The organism is Myroides sp. TSA_177.3 (assembly GCF_052691955.1).
The window spans coordinates 29,999-45,562 of sequence record NZ_JBQZGD010000026.1; the positions used below are offsets into that span (position 1 = coordinate 29,999).

Annotated in this window: 12 protein-coding genes, 1 pseudogene and 1 riboswitch; of the genes and pseudogenes, 12 read left to right on the plus strand and 1 reads right to left on the minus strand. The window is 35.4% G+C overall.

All coding sequences use genetic code 11. The features are described from left to right. The first annotated feature begins 8 nt into the window (after positions 1-8). Positions 9-1,070, plus strand: coding sequence for a GNAT family N-acetyltransferase (locus ACUTSE_RS16465; protein ID WP_445641022.1), 1,062 nt, complete (start codon positions 9-11; stop codon positions 1,068-1,070). Between the two features lie 134 nt (positions 1,071-1,204). On the opposite strand, the gene ACUTSE_RS16470 is transcribed toward ACUTSE_RS16465, so the two are convergent. Next, complete coding sequence (locus ACUTSE_RS16470) at positions 1,205-1,699, minus strand: hypothetical protein (protein WP_353102705.1); 495 nt, start codon at positions 1,697-1,699, stop codon at positions 1,205-1,207. A gap of 138 nt (positions 1,700-1,837) precedes the next feature. Further along, positions 1,838-1,943, plus strand: a riboswitch (SAM-I-IV-variant riboswitch). An 84-nt stretch (positions 1,944-2,027) separates the two neighbouring features. On the opposite strand from ACUTSE_RS16470, the gene ACUTSE_RS16475 reads away from it, so the two are divergent. From ACUTSE_RS16475 to ACUTSE_RS16525, 11 genes and pseudogenes are all read left to right on the plus strand, one after another. Then, positions 2,028-3,320, plus strand: coding sequence for a Na+/H+ antiporter NhaC family protein (locus ACUTSE_RS16475; RefSeq protein WP_445641023.1), 1,293 nt, complete (start codon positions 2,028-2,030; stop codon positions 3,318-3,320). A 64-nt stretch (positions 3,321-3,384) separates the two neighbouring features. Next, positions 3,385-4,131 (plus strand): 3-oxoacyl-[acyl-carrier-protein] reductase, encoded by a 747-nt coding sequence (gene fabG, locus ACUTSE_RS16480; protein ID WP_002992235.1) that lies wholly within the window; start codon positions 3,385-3,387, stop codon positions 4,129-4,131. A 208-nt stretch (positions 4,132-4,339) separates the two neighbouring features. Then, positions 4,340-5,119 (plus strand): class I SAM-dependent methyltransferase, encoded by a 780-nt coding sequence (locus tag ACUTSE_RS16485; RefSeq protein WP_445641024.1) that lies wholly within the window; start codon positions 4,340-4,342, stop codon positions 5,117-5,119. Positions 5,120-5,138: 19 nt separating this feature from the next. Continuing rightward, positions 5,139-5,684 carry a putative glycolipid-binding domain-containing protein gene (locus ACUTSE_RS16490; protein ID WP_115090248.1) on the plus strand — a complete coding sequence of 182 codons (546 nt, stop codon included), beginning with the start codon at positions 5,139-5,141 and terminating at the stop codon, positions 5,682-5,684. Between the two features lie 437 nt (positions 5,685-6,121). Continuing rightward, positions 6,122-7,645 (plus strand): transferase, encoded by a 1,524-nt coding sequence (locus ACUTSE_RS16495; protein ID WP_445641025.1) that lies wholly within the window; start codon positions 6,122-6,124, stop codon positions 7,643-7,645. 17 nt (positions 7,646-7,662) lie between these two features. After that, the gene (locus tag ACUTSE_RS16500) at positions 7,663-8,916 is read left to right on the plus strand and encodes a type IV secretion protein Rhs (RefSeq protein WP_445641026.1); all 1,254 of its coding nucleotides are present in this window, start codon (positions 7,663-7,665) and stop codon (positions 8,914-8,916) included. 553 nt (positions 8,917-9,469) lie between these two features. Next, entirely contained in the window at positions 9,470-10,987 is a 1,518-nt protein-coding gene (locus ACUTSE_RS16505; RefSeq protein WP_445641027.1) for a transferase, read from the plus strand. A gap of 47 nt (positions 10,988-11,034) precedes the next feature. Next, positions 11,035-12,405 carry a hypothetical protein gene (locus ACUTSE_RS16510; RefSeq protein WP_445641028.1) on the plus strand — a complete coding sequence of 457 codons (1,371 nt, stop codon included), beginning with the start codon at positions 11,035-11,037 and terminating at the stop codon, positions 12,403-12,405. A gap of 34 nt (positions 12,406-12,439) precedes the next feature. Then, positions 12,440-14,101 carry a hypothetical protein gene (locus tag ACUTSE_RS16515; protein ID WP_445641029.1) on the plus strand — a complete coding sequence of 554 codons (1,662 nt, stop codon included), beginning with the start codon at positions 12,440-12,442 and terminating at the stop codon, positions 14,099-14,101. Positions 14,102-14,131: 30 nt separating this feature from the next. Next, complete coding sequence (locus ACUTSE_RS16520; RefSeq protein WP_445641030.1) at positions 14,132-15,187, plus strand: hypothetical protein; 1,056 nt, start codon at positions 14,132-14,134, stop codon at positions 15,185-15,187. Between the two features lie 158 nt (positions 15,188-15,345). After that, positions 15,346-15,564: pseudogene (locus tag ACUTSE_RS16525) on the plus strand (type IV secretion protein Rhs); the annotation flags it as partial.

Here is a 15,564-nt window from a genome sequence, read left to right on the forward strand (position 1 = left end):
AAATAATCATGAAACAAAGATCCTCCTATACGCCAGAAAATCTTGCTAAACTTTCTTTTTTAGCGGAAGCAGATCGCGAATTGATAACCTTGTTACAAGCCTTGCTTCAAGGAGAAACGAATTGGTCAGATGTACTCCTACAAGTAGAAGAAGCAGAGGAGTTATCTGTGGTTCATCCTTGTATCCTTTCTATTGTATTGGGAAACATAACCCAAGAAGTGGCGTTGATTGAACGAGAAGTACAGCTAAGATTGCTCGGGGTATTGCTGCAAAAGATGGGAAAACACTGGAATAACTATCGTTCAGTTGCTATACCGAATACAGCAGCCTGGATAGAGCAATTGATTGAAAATCCAACAGAAGAGAGATCAACAGAGGAACAAACCAAGCAAGTTTGGTTTCACTTGTTGCAACTCTTTTTAGATGCTCAGAAAGACCTCAATCAAATGACAACCTACAATTTGATTCAGACAGGGATAAAACAAGAGGTTTGCATGATTGTAGCGATGTTAGCTCCGCAAGAGCGAAAAATATTTGCAGCCAATGAAGAATGGGAAACCTCTCGATTGATGTTTAGAAAAATCCAAGAGGAGGATAAGACCTTATTGCAAAACCATTTTACACCTGCAGTAGGGAAGTATTTGAGTATAGATGCCTTAAATCATCCCGTATTGGTACAAGCTTATATTCAACAGTCACAAGCAGAAATGCAACAGGGAACTTGTTTAGTGTTGATGGCTTTTGAGCGAGAAACGGAGGTGTTTATTGGGTGTTTAACCCTTAATGATATCAATCAAGAAACTGCCGAAATTGGATTGTGGGTGCGTGAAGATCAACAAGGAAAAGGGTATGGAAAAGAATTACTCAATCAAGCGATTGCGATTATAGAAGAAAGTATTCTGACGAATGAAATCATTTATACCGTTGAAAAAGAGAATCACAAAAGTATAGCCTTGTGTGAGAACATGGGATTTCAATTCGACAAGGAGTTAATCTTAGAACCTACTCCTTTAAAGAATAAATACAGGGAAATGTTGCGTTATGGTAAAACGGTAAAGGAGAAACAATAAAGAGTTGTTCCAACTGTAATACGAAGAAGAAACAGCAATAGTTGCGTTTACTTGTCCAAATGAGATAAAAAAAAATAGCGAGGGTTACTCGCTATTTTTATATCGTTATAAGAGAAAAGAGAAAGATCTGTGCATTAGAATTTGTAACGCACGGCAATACCTAAGTCTAGGTATAAACCATCTCGGTATGAATTGTTCAAATACAATTCTGGGCGTGCATCAATGGCAATTTGCAATGGAATATCTAGATTGTATTCCAATCCCACTGTTCCTGTTAATAGACCAAAAGTTCCATCATCTTTGTATCGATATCCATGATCATGGTATTTGTAGTCATAGGTTCCTACAGCTGCACCAGCACCAGCAAACCAATTCAGATTACCCTCGATATTCCAAACCCATTCGTACAATCCAGTAACCTTAACTGTATTGTAGTTATGGTTGTCTCTAAAACCAAGGTTAACCTCTAAGCGATTGTTGCGCATTAAATCTCTTTGGTAAGAAATCTCCGTACCTAGTCCTGAATTTGCTCCAAAACGCAAACCAATAGCATTTTTAGGTCCTTTTTGTGCAAAAGATGCCGTAGCAGCAAGTCCGACTAATCCAATTGAAAGCAGCAATTTTCTCATTTTCTTATTTAATTTTTAGTTTAAGAGTGCAAAAATAAGGAATCCAAGAGGATTATAAAAGAGGCGCGTGCAAATGAATTAAAGTGATAAAATCCATTTTTTTGTTGTCAATTTTAAATAAAGGATTTATCTTTGTCGCTTAATTATCAGGAATTTTTCTAAAAACAAGTAGAAAAATAGCAACCTGCAACAACAAGCAAGGTGCTGCAAACGATAAGCCAGTAATGGAAAAAATGTTGTATATACCGCGCTTAGGTATGATTTATGTAGTATTTTTTTTCGTTCGGTACGCGTTGTTACTTGACTTTAGAATTGAAAAAAATAAACTATGTCAGACAATAAATTCTACACCCTCATTCCGTTTTTTGTATTTGTAGCTGTCTTTTTAGGTAGTGGAATAGCTTTAGACAACTTTTATCAATTGCCATCACCTATAGCCATTAGCTTAGGGATTATCACGGCTTTTGTGCTTTTTTATAAAACGCCAATTAACGATCGCATAACCGCACTTATTGAAGGTTGTGGGGATAGTAAAATCATCACCATGTGTTTGATTTACTTGTTAGCTGGTGCTTTTGCAACCATTACTAAAGCAATTGGTGGGGTTGATGCCATGGTGAACATTGGGCTACAATATATCCCAGTGGCTTATTTAGGTGTGGGAATTTTTGTGATTTCTTGTTTCTTATCTCTTTCTATCGGTACATCAGTCGGAACGATTGTCGCCTTAGGACCAATCGTGGTTGGTTTAGCTGAAAAAACAGGCAGTTCGATGGGATTGCTTTGTGGTGCGCTATTAGGAGGTGCTATGTTTGGAGATAACCTTTCTATTATCTCAGATACTACGATTACAGCAACCCAAACCATGGGATGCGAGATGAAAGATAAATTCAAAGCCAATTTTAAAATCGCTATCCCAGCGGCACTATTGACGATTGTCGTTTTGGTATTCATGAAAAATGATGCCGTAGATGTTGCTTTGACGTTAGATGAGCACGCCAATTATGTACTGTTAATTCCTTATGTATTGACGATTGTATTGGCTTTGGTGGGCATTCAGGTCTTCGTTGCTTTATTCATAGGAATTCTATCAGCGGGTATTATTGGTTTAGTACAAGCGGATTTTGATTTGGTAGGTCTAGCGAATCATACGTATGATGGATTTACGTCCATGACAGAAATCTTCTTGTTGTCTATGTTAACAGGCGGTTTAGCGCGTATGATTGAACAACAGGGAGGAATTGTATGGATATTGAGAAGCATGCAAAAGAGAATTCGAACCAGTAAAGGGGCTGTTTTTGGTATTGCCTCTCTTGTTTCAGGGATTGGGGTTTGTATGGCAAATAACACCGTTTCTATTTTAGTTGCAGGAAATTTAGCAAATGATGTTGCAACTGAATATAAATTAAATCGTCCGTATGTAGCTTCCGTGTTGGATATTTTTGCTTGTATTGTACAGGGAATTCTACCTTATGGAGCTCAAATCCTTATCTTACTGAGCTTTACAGATAAGAAACTAGGGTATCTTGAATTGGTTTCTCAAGGATACTACTTCGCTTTTCTATTCGTAGTAACCATATTTTACATGGTGTTCTTTAGAAAAGAGGTACAAACCACTTAAAATAGTTATACCGAATTACAAAATGTTTATATTTGCGCTTTGTCAAAACAAAATTTGAATATACATGAAATTATTAGAAGGAAAGATAGCAATTATTACTGGTGCTACACGTGGAATTGGGAGAGGTGTAGCAATAGCGTTTGCAGAGCAAGGAGCTAATGTAGCTTTTACTTATAGCTCATCTGTACAAGCAGCAGATGAATTAGTAAGCGAATTAGTAGCTTTAGGAGTTCAAGCAAAAGGATACCAATCAAATGCAGCTGAATATGCAGCAGCAGAACAATTGGTAGATGAAGTTTTGAAAGACTTTGGTAATATTGATATTTTAATTAATAATGCAGGTATTACAAAAGATAACTTGTTAATGAGAATGTCGGAACAAGATTTTGATGCAGTTATCGAAGTAAACTTGAAATCGGTGTTTAATATGACAAAAGCCGTACAGCGCACCATGTTAAAAAATAGAAAAGGTTCTATTATTAATATGAGCTCTGTTGTGGGAGTAAAAGGAAATGCAGGTCAAGCGAATTATGCGGCGTCTAAAGCAGGGGTAATTGGATTCTCTAAATCAGTAGCGTTAGAATTAGGATCTAGAAATATCCGTTGTAACGTAATTGCACCAGGATTTATCGAAACAGAAATGACTGGAAAATTAGCAGAAGATGTAGTGAAAGGATGGACAGATGCTATTCCATTAAAACGCGGAGGAAAACCAGAAGATATTGCAAATGCATGCGTATTCTTGGCTTCTGAGATGTCAGCTTATATTACAGGACAAGTAATCAACGTGGATGGAGGAATGTTAACCTAATCCATTTTTAAAATAGAGTAAAGAGGGTGCCTTAAACGGTCACCCTCTTTTTTTTGTGTTGTAAGGGCGAATGGTATTCGCCTTTGTGTAGGAGGAGTTTCTTTAAAGGAAAAAGCAAATGTTAAAAATATTTGATTTATAGACGAAAAAAGGATAATTTTAAGTTTCAGTTGAAATGAATTAACTGAGGTTTATACGTCAAAAAAAGTTGAAAGATTTTATCATACATAATCAAAAAGCTTGGGATAATCAAGCGAAGGCTAATGTAGCTTGGTCACAACCAGTTAGTAGCGAACAAGTAGAAAATGCAAAAAAGGGAATATGGGAGTTGTACATATTGCCAACCCCAATAGACAAAGATTGGATTGGCGATATAAAAGGAAAAAAAGTATTGTGTCTCGCTTCTGCAGGTGGACAACAAGGTCCCATATTAGCAGCTTTAGGAGCAGAAGTTGTGGTCTATGACTTATCCGAAGAACAGCTGAGTAAAGATCAAATGGTCGCGCAACGAGATCACTTAAATCTGCGTATTGTACAAGGAGATATGTGTGATTTATCTTCATTTGAGGACGCGTATTTTGATTTAATTGTACACCCTATCTCTAATTTATATGTCGATGATGTCAACAAAGTTTGGAAGGAATGCCATCGGGTACTAAAAGTAGGTGGAAAGCTCATCAGTAGTTTTTATAATCCTATTGTTTTCGTAGAAGATAGAAATGCTGAATTAAAGGAAAAAGGATTAATTCGTCCGCGTTTCACCATTCCATATGCGGATCGTGTGGATTTAACTCCAGAAGAATTACAGCAAAAAATGGATAGAGGAGAAGCCTTAGTGTTTGGTCATAGCTTGAAAGATTTAATCGGAGGACAAACACGCGCTGGCTTTGCTATTACAGCATACGATGAAGCAGAGCAGCCCAATCCTCGTTTCACCATAGACCCTTTTATTCCAACCTTTATTGGAACACAAAGTGTAAAATTATAAAACTCATAGTCTTGAATATATGGAAAAAAAACGTACGTGGTTAGGAATAGATACAATTTCGGTTGAGCATCTGACCTGTATTGAAAAAGAAGGCAGTTATCATTGCAAAGGAGAGCTTGTAGGAAATAAAAATAATCGCATCTACGGGGTGGAATACCAAATAGTAGCTACCTCCAATTGGGAAACCCGATTTTTTGATATTCGCTGTCAAGAAGGACATCGCTACTATCAATTAAGCGGGCATAAACTAAATGAACAATGGATGTTGGATGAACAAGAATATCCTCATTTAAAAGAATGCTTAGATATTGACATTTCAGTTACTCCTTTTACAAACACATTGCCTATTAATCGATTAAAGCTCAATATCGGAGAGTCAAAGACAATTCCTGTATTGTATATTAATCCTTTAGAGGAAAATTTTACAATGATACAACAACAGTACACTAAATTGTCTGACAATACTTATCATTATAAAAATATTTGGAGTGATTTTGAAGCTACCATTACAGTCGATCAAGATGGTTTAGTTGTAGATTATCCAGGACTTTTTAAAACCGTTTAAAACCGTTGCTAATACGAGTGTAAAACTTTTATTACACAATTATATAAGAATAGAAAAGAGCATTGATGATTCAATGCTCTTTTTTTTGTCCTACCCTAGAGAAGTAAAAAACAACACCGCTTGTTTTCTTTCTGCTATAAAATTCATTTTTTTGAAATAATTCATTTTTGTTAATTGTTTTGATTTTGTGATATTATTTTTAACATAATGAATGGAAATGTTGATTTAATTTCTGATAGTTTTATAATATTCTTTAAGTATGGGGCATATAAAATAAGCCGATTTAGCTATTGATTCCTATCGTATTTAATGGTCTGATAACATTAGCGTATAACTTCAGTTAATAGAATCTTTCCGTATAAGCAATCGTATTTTGAAAGTCACAAAAAGGAGAACATCAAGGTGATAATAAAAAGAATGGATAAAAGTGATGGACAATGGATAAATATAGAATTACTGATGAATCCATAGATTATAATGGGCATAAACTGTGGCGTATCGAATGTTTGCGAACACATAAAAAAGGAGGTTGGATTCAAAATGAAACGAATTTGAGTCAATCTGGTGAAGCGTGGATTGCTGACAACGCCAAAGTGTATGGAGACGCATCCATTTCAGATAATGCAAAAGTGAGTGGAAATGCCGAAGTATTTGGAGCTGCAAAAATTACAGCAGATGCACAAGTATATGATAATGCCATCGTTTCTGATTATGCTGTTGTAACGGCTTATGCACAAGTATATGATAATGCCACAGTAGAAGACTCTGCCCAGATTTATGGACATGCAACCGTTTCGGGGCATGCTCTTGTAGCGGCTTACGCACAAGTGTATGATTATGCTTCAGTTGAAGGTTGTGCACAGGTATATGATAATGTACAAGTATACGGTCACGCCAAAGTAAAAGACTATGCTCATATTTTTAAAGAAGCTCGAATTAAAGGACATACAGTTGTATTGAATAATGATCGAGTAAGTGAGAACTTATATAATTGGGAAGATATCAATGAGTTGTCTTTCTTGCAAATCTGTGATGTGAATAACAGTAAATCTACACAACTCTATGCGAATGGTCGACATCAAGTTGCGATCAAGGTTAGCTTTGAAGCAAAAGATCGTAATAAGAATGTAATTAAGATATCGGAGAAGGAAATTTTTGAAAATATTGAATTCGTAGATGAAGAAAATAGCCCCCTGTTGAATGGAATAACCTATACTGATACTCCAAGTATATATGTTTATCCATTACCAGATAAAACAAGAACAAGAAATAAGGAACCGAAATCAACAGCCTTGTTTTATTTCTCCATTGATCGCGTGATTAATGTATTTAAACTATGTGTGAGATGTAAAATAAAACAATGGTCGATAACTAATGGAATGGAAAAAATAAAACGAATAGAATATGCCACTGCAATTGAAAATAATAACGACCTAATGCAAGAGGATTTTTTAACTGTGCAAGTTGTTCCTAAACGACAGTTTACTCAATCCAATCTCGCTGTCCAAATCTTTACTGAAGTGGATGTTAATGGAATACCGAATTCTATTTTGACAAAATACTATGTTCAATTTGATCCACTTGATGGTGTCCTAACTCGCCAGGCGTCTTGTATTGAGAAGAATTGGTTTCATTATAGACAGGTGGGAATCTATAAAGGATGTAGTGTTTCTACAGATAGTTCTTTTGTGAAAAATGAAAATGCATTATTTACCATGAAGTTTGAATATACCTCCAGTAAATATAAAGTAATAACCTCCAAAAATCACGAGGCAGATGGCCTTTGTTTTTGGGTATATCAATTATGGGAAGGTTTACTGTGGTCCTATTATGAAGGAGGAGGTGAAATGTATTTTTTACTGTATGACCAATATGGTAATGAAGCCAATTTAAAGGCTCAAGTAGCAGAAGATGGTCGATTGAATTTTCATGTTCGATTGCAAGAATTAAACCAAGAGTAACTAAAATTAAATTTGCTATGAGTCATTTTTATTCACAAAGCCAGAACTTGGTGAGCACAATGCATACGGGTATTGATCCTAGAACTGGGGCATTTGCTTTGCGTATTCCGATAGCTTTGATTAACAGTAATCAAGGAAAGGGTCCTATTATTAATCTTACTTTATATCATCAAACGCGAAATACACAACAGTATGGATTAGGCCTTGGATTTAGTTTCCCTTTCACAACTTATGATCAAGAAAAGAAAATATTGAAACTAGCGACAGGAGAGCAATATCAAATGGAGGATCATGAGGCGTTTTTTGAAGTCAAGCAAAGTAAGCAAACTAATTTTGTATTTGAACGATTAACCGATTGTTATAAAATTACGTATGAAACTGGATGGATTGAAATACTAGATAGCCCTTCTTCAAATAAGAAAATTAAAAATACCTTGCGAATAGAGAATCAAGAAGGATATTATGTAACGGTAAAATGGGCGTTAAACGAGATAAATTATTTAGTTGAAATAGCAGATGAACAGACAAAATTAGTTCAAATTGATTATGAGGATGTACTTCATCCTGTTATTATCCTATTGCCAAATACAGTAGAAGAAGACAGGTTCGAATTGACTTTAGTTCATGATTATCTAATGGAGATGAAACAAGGGACAACAGAAGGTATATGGAAATTTGACTATACAACCGCTGGATTGCTTCAACAGATAGAACATCCAACTGGTGTCATAGAAACGATTGAATATCAATCTGAATACCTCCGTTTTCCGCAAGATGTGCATACTGCTTTGCCTGTTGCTATTCATCATATAATCACGTCAAAAAGGAATCAACTTCGTTCAGTTTCGTGCTTTACTTATACAAAAAACAATTTTTTAGGATTCTCTAGTGGAGTAGATTTTCAATGTAATCGAGATAATCTATATGATGTGCTGAAGGTTTATCGATACGGATCTGTTGAAACACAAATATTAGAGCATGGTGTGATAGAAACACAACGATTATATAATAATTATCATCTTCTTGTAAGCGAGATTATTTCTTTCCATTCCCCCGGTGGATTAACAAGTATACAGACTGAATTAGAATATTATAATCTTGTAGGTTTGCCTTTTGCTCAACAAAGGGATGAGTTTCAAATGTTAAAACGAAAAACTATCACCTGGAAGGATAATCAAAAGGAAGTAAAGCAAGAAGTTTTTCACTTTGAATTCGACTCACATGGGAATCTGCTATTCGAAATTCTCCCCAAAGGTATTGCTATTGCCTAAGTCGTTTTAAATCAATAAGCCAAAATAGGACTGAATGGATATAAAAACTATCCCATATCTTAAAGAAGGCAATAAAATAGAATGCGATTGATTTGATACGCATGAATCTACTTACACTTCAAGTAGAAGAGAAATTCCAAAATGAAAATATAGACTACTTGTCTAAAAAAAACTCCTAATAACCTCAATAGGGAGACAACAACTGATCCTCTTTATTTTTTACCATTTCTAACTGCTGATACTTAGAGATCAAGGGAAACAAAAAGCTTGTTTCATTTTGATGGAATAAATCCTGTTTTTTAAAAAAGTGTGATTTTGTTAACATAATGTGGTTTTTGATCGGCGATTTAACTTCTTTGTTGAGATTCTGATTGATAATCATGCTAGTTTTATCTAAGTCGTTTTTTTTAAAAAAGTGATTAATAATCAAATGAATGAAAGAGTAGAATATAAATTTTAAAAAGAAGGAAAAAATTCCATTATATGAATTCGGAAATAAATAAAAAAGAAATTCAAAAAAGTAGAATCCAAGAAATTTAAAAAAAATAAGAATATGAAAAAATACAAGCTTACGGATGAGTCGATGAATTATAGGGGGCGTACCCTCTGGCGTATAGAAGATATAGCAAGTGGTAAAAAAGGGGGGTGGGTTGAAAGTGAATCCAATTTAAGTCACGCAGGAAGATGTATGGTTTTAGATGAAGCCAAGGTATATGGAAATGCCAGAGTATATGATAATGCGATAATAAGCGGTTTTTCAAATGTATATGATGGGGCTGAAGTGTTTGGTAATGCTGTTGTTTCAGCGTACGTAAGTGTTTTTGATGAGGCTAAAATCTATGGAAATGCGGAAGTCACAAATGATGCTGTTGTGAAAAATGAGGCTCAAGTATTTGGTTATGCTAAAGTTGAACGATTCGCTGAAATAATGGGACATGCAGTTGTCTATGGGCATGCTAAAATTAGTGGAAATGCAGAAATTCAAAATTATGCCTGTATTTATGGATATAGTCAAATTCTAGATAATGCGGTTGTAAAAGATAAAGGATTAGTTCACGGTCATGTCATTGTAGATAAACGTACTATTGTTGAAGGTAATGAAGAGCTCTTCGATGGGCAATATACGTGGGATGATATAGATTCATTCTCTAAGTTAAGACTTTATATTCTAGGAGGAATAGGGGGGGAATTCGCTAAACTTTATGCTAATGGTAGACATCAAGTAGAAGTAGAGGTACTGCTCGAAGCGAAAGATAAACATGGACAGTATATTTCTATTCCTACCACTGAAATTTTCCAAAATATAGTGTTCGTTAATTATAGGAATGATCCTTTTGATAATCGATTTGAATATAGTGATTCACCTGGTGATTATTGTGCTAGTCGAGTACTACAGGACGAATCGAGTTCACGTATTGTAGAAAGCTCTTCTACATTCGTTTATTTATCCACAGTAGAGCCAATGGGAGAAACTGTAGTTTGTGTTAGTTGTTTGATTACTAGAGTTAAAAATGGGGTAGTTACAGTAGAAGAATATTCTACGGCATTAGAAAATAATAGTAGAAGACCTATGCCCGATTTCGTGACTTTAGAAATTGTTCCACAATACATCTTTGCAGATGGGGATATCGAAGTCGTTGAAAGTAAGAAGGAAGAGTCTACTTATACCTTGAGAGCTAACTATGTGCGATTCCAAGCATGGGGTATACATCGACTGCGTCATGGAGAATGCACAGATAATACAAGTTTTTATTATAGTAAAGTCCAAAAGTTTGATAGCGCATCATATTATACTGCTAGCTCTACAGACAGCTTGGTTGAAGTGAATGATGATCTGTTTACTACTACATTTAATATGGGTGTTGAGGAAAAGTTTACTGTTACTAGTAAAAATCATGAATATGTAGGATTATGTTTTTGGGTTTTTCAATCGAAGGTAAAATCTGACCCCACTGTTTTTTATGATTATCCAATGTCTTGTTCTCTTTTTGATATCTATGGAAATCAAGCAAAATTAGGTATTAAAATTTCACGGGAAGACAGAACAACATTAGAGGCTTACGTGATATAAGTAGTATCACATTTAATAATTGTTACATAATAGAAGAATAAAGAAAAATGAAAAAGTACATCATAACAGAAGAGTCAATGACGCATAAAGGCTGCGTTTTGTGGCGTATACAATATATAGCAACACAAGAAAAAGGAGGATGGATTCAAGGTGAACAAAATTTGAGTCAAGAAGGAGGAGCTTGGATTACTGAAGAGGCAAAAGTATATGGGGAAGCTTGTGTATCAGATGATGCTTGTGTTAGTGGAAATGCAGAAGTATTTGGAAGCGCACAAATTAGAGAAACAGGCCAAGTCTATGGAGAGGCTAAGGTTTATGATGAAGCTATTGTAGAGGGCGTAGCGCTTGTATATGATCGAGCAGAAGTTTGTGGTAAAGCAATTATTCAAGAGACTGCAGCAATTTATGGAGATGCTTGTATTAAAGGAGAACGAATTATAACTGGGAATCAACGTGTAGTTGAAAGAGAATATACCTGGGAAGATGTCAATTCTATTCAATCTTTAAAGATTGTGTTTAGTGGAGGACAACGAGAAAATAGGCTCTATGCGAATGGAAGACACCAAGTAGGGGTGCATGTTAATCTAGTAGCAAAAGATAAAGCTAATAATATTATTATACTTCCTGAAGATGAGGTTTTTAAACATATGGAATTTGTCAATATGCTGAATAGACCGTATGGAAATGATCTCAAAGTAAGTGCTAATCCAGGCGAATATGTCCTTCCTATTGAAAAAATACAAGAGAAAGCACCTACTGCTAGTCTCGGTGTTTTTTATTTTTCAACAGATAAAGATTTAGGGTCTGAAAAGGTCTGCGTGAGATGTGTAGTAAATCAAAAAATAGACCCTTTCGGAAATCCTGTAGAGAAAAAGGTTGAATATACGACGGCAAACGAAAATAACAATGGAAACGTCACACCCAATAATATTATTTTAACGGTGTTACTTCCACGTGCTTTTGATTTACATGAAATTGATATTCAGACATTTGTATTGAAAAAAGTAGATGGTTATGACTCAATTCTCACAAAGCATTATGTAAAATTTAAAGATACAGCGATGGCTACGATGCATCATGCGGAGTGTGAAGAAAGTTTGTGGTTTCATTATAAACAAAAAGGTAATTATAAGGCCTTTTCGACAACTACAGATAGTAAAATAAAAGCAGATCCTAGCGCTATATATACTGCAGTTTTTGTTATTACAGATAAATGGACTATAGAAGTAACTTCAACAAATCACGATATGCCTGGTCTTTGTTTGTGGACCTATCGCGTATGGCATGGTGCGCTTTGGAAAAATACTGCATGGAATGAACTGATGCAATTTTCTCTTTTTGATCTCTATGGTAATGACGTTAAAATCAGGGTAGAAACATTAGATGACGCAGTTTTAAAGTTTACTATAGTAAAATAGTGTAAAGTAATAACAAATTAAAAAAAATATAATTATGGCAAGTAAATATCAACTTACAGAGGAATCTATGGATTACAAAGGGCATACCCTTTGGCGCATACAAAATATGATAACAGGTGAAATGGGAGGATGGGTTGAAGGTTACAACAACTTGAGCCAAGAAGAAGGTTGTATGGTTTGGGAGGAAGCTAAAGTATATGGCAATGCTTATATTGATAACGAAGCTACAATTAGTGGAAATGCAGAGATATCTGGTCATGCAAGGGTATATGGAAATGCAAAGGTATATGGAAATGCAACAGTAGGGGGTAATGCTTCTGTTTTAGGTTATGCAAGGGTATATGAGGATGCCATGATAACTGATTATGCTATGTTAGAAGGGGATAGTACAGTACAAGGATCTGCCAAAGTGTATGGTCATGCACTAGTTAAAAATTTCGCAAAAATAGATCGGAACGCAGAAGTATATGACGATGCAAGAGTTGAAAATACCGCACTAGTTACGGATAATGCTCAAGTATATGGAAATGCCAAAGTAAATGATATGGCATCAATAAGAGGGAATGCAAAAGTGTATGAAAATGCAAGGGTTAGAGAACGAGCATTTGTATTTGAAGATGCGCAAGTATATGGGGATGCTAAAGTAGGAGGAAGTGCTTTTATCATGGGGAATGCACAGATTCACGGTAATGCAGTGATTAAGGGAAGTGAAATAATTGGCGGTGATACAGATATTGATCACTACGATTATACTTGGCAAGATATCGTATCAATCGCATCTCTTAAAATCTACGCCAATAGTCAAACTCATGTTAAACAAGCGAGTATTTATGCCAACGGAAAACAACAAGCTGAAATTGAAGTTGTATTGGAAGCAATGGACGAAGATGGAGATAGTTTTCAACTGGATGGACAAGAAATTTATAAGCATATTCAGTTTGTTGATAGCGAAAATATTCCCTTTGGCAGTCAATTTGAATACAGTGATGAAGCAGGAAAATATGCTATTTCAGCTAGACAAGACAAGGTTGACTTTATAGCTGACGGAACGAGTTCAAGTAGTCTTTTTTATCTTTCGACAGAAGAAGAAATGGGGGAAATAAAACTATGTGTTAGTTGTGAGATATACCCTATTCTTCAAGGTGTTCCAACCAAAATGGAATATACAACGGCTGTGTTAAACAACAATGGAAATGTAGATCCCGATTATGTTGTGTTAAAAGTATTGAATAAACGTGTTTTTACTTTACAAGACATACGTATCAATACCATTGAATTGGTAAAACCAGATACATATAATTCACTCTTGATGAAATATTACATCGATTTTTCAGACGCTAGTGGTGCTACAATAAGTCAAGTAGAAAATTCGGATGATAACTGGTTTCATTATAAACAAAAAGGAAATTACAAGGCCTTTGCAACAACAACAGATAGTGCGGTAGAAGCAGATCCAAGAGCTCTATTTACTGCAGTATTTGGCATCACTAATAATTGGACTATTACGGTGACTTCAACAAATCACGATAGAGCAGGACTTTGTCTTTGGACTTATCGTGTGTGGCATGGAGCACTATGGAGCTTCTATGAATGGAATGAGCCTTTGTTCTTTAAATTATATGATCAATACGGTAATGATGTTAAAATAGAAGTAATAGCATTGAATGATGCGGTTTTGAAATTTGAAGTGGTATAAAGGACAAGTATAATAAGTAGAAAATAAAGTATGACAAGTAAATACAAGCTTACGGATGAATCAATGATTCACAATGGATATACCCTTTGGCGTATTGTTGAGAATAGTACAGGATTAAAAGGAGGATGGATTGAAAAGGAACTCAATTTAAGTCACTATGAAGGTTGTATGATCTGGGGAGAAGCAAAAGTATATGGCAATGCCATGGTTTCCGGTAATGCAATCGTTACAGATTATGCTGAAGTATATGACTCTGCAAAAGTATTCGGTAATGCTAAGGTTTCAGGTAATGCTGAGGTTGGCCTTAGAACTAAAATATTTGACCATGCACAAGTAGCTGGTTTTGCTCAGGTAGCTGGAGCTATTATAATATGTGATGAAGCTGAAATTAAAGAACATGCTGTTATTCAGGGGGATGTGACAATAAGTGGTGTGAGCAAAGTATATGGAGAAGCAAGGGTTTTTGATACGGCTATGATTAGGGACGCTAGTGAAGTATATGGTAAGGCTCAAATATATGGAGCTGCAGTTATTCAGGGAAATGCCAAAGTATATGATGAGGCTCATGTTTGTGAAAATGTTCTTGTAACTGGAAATACAGAAATATATGATTACGCTTTTGTTGCCGGTTACGGGATTATGAGTTTGAACTGTAAAATACATGGACATGCTCTACTTGAAGGAAGGGTTATTCTAGGAGACTTCGCTCAAGTATACGGTAATGCACAATTAAAGGGAAATATAACTCTACTGAATAATGCTGAGGTATATGATCATGCAGTACTTGAAGGAGTTGTTTTTGTGGTAGATAATGCTAAGGTTTTTGAAGAAGCTCAGGTAGATGGAGTATTTGCTGCTATCAGAAATAATGGGCGTCTGTATGGTCAAGCTAAAATCTATGATTTTGCAAGTGTATATGGTAATGGACAGGTATATGGTCAGGCTATTATTCAAAATTATGGACAAGTTTTTGAAGAGGCTATAGTACGTGATCAGGCACTTGTAAAAGATAATGCAAGAGTATACGGACATGCAGTCGTTGGCGGGAATACGGTAGTTGCTAATAGTGAAAATGTGTTCGAATAGTAGCTTGCCAATGTCACGATACAAGTAATACTAACAGTAAATAATAGGAATTTATCAAGTATAAAATGACCTAATCCAACAGTCTTATCGAGGGAAAAAGAAAATTAATAGTTTGCCTCTTATTGTTTGATTAATAGCATGCTAAAAACCAAATGCTTATGAAGGATTTTTTTACACAAAGTCAGAATTTCATTGGTTCTCAACAAACGGGAATCGATCCAAGAACGGGTGCTTTTACGCTAAATTTACCTTTAGCTAGTATTAATGCAAATTACGGTATGGGTCCTGAGGTCTCCTTATTGTTAACCAGTAGTTCATTAAATCAGGAGAATGAAGGTTTTGGTGTTGGCTTTGGCCTTCCTTTTACCACCTACGAC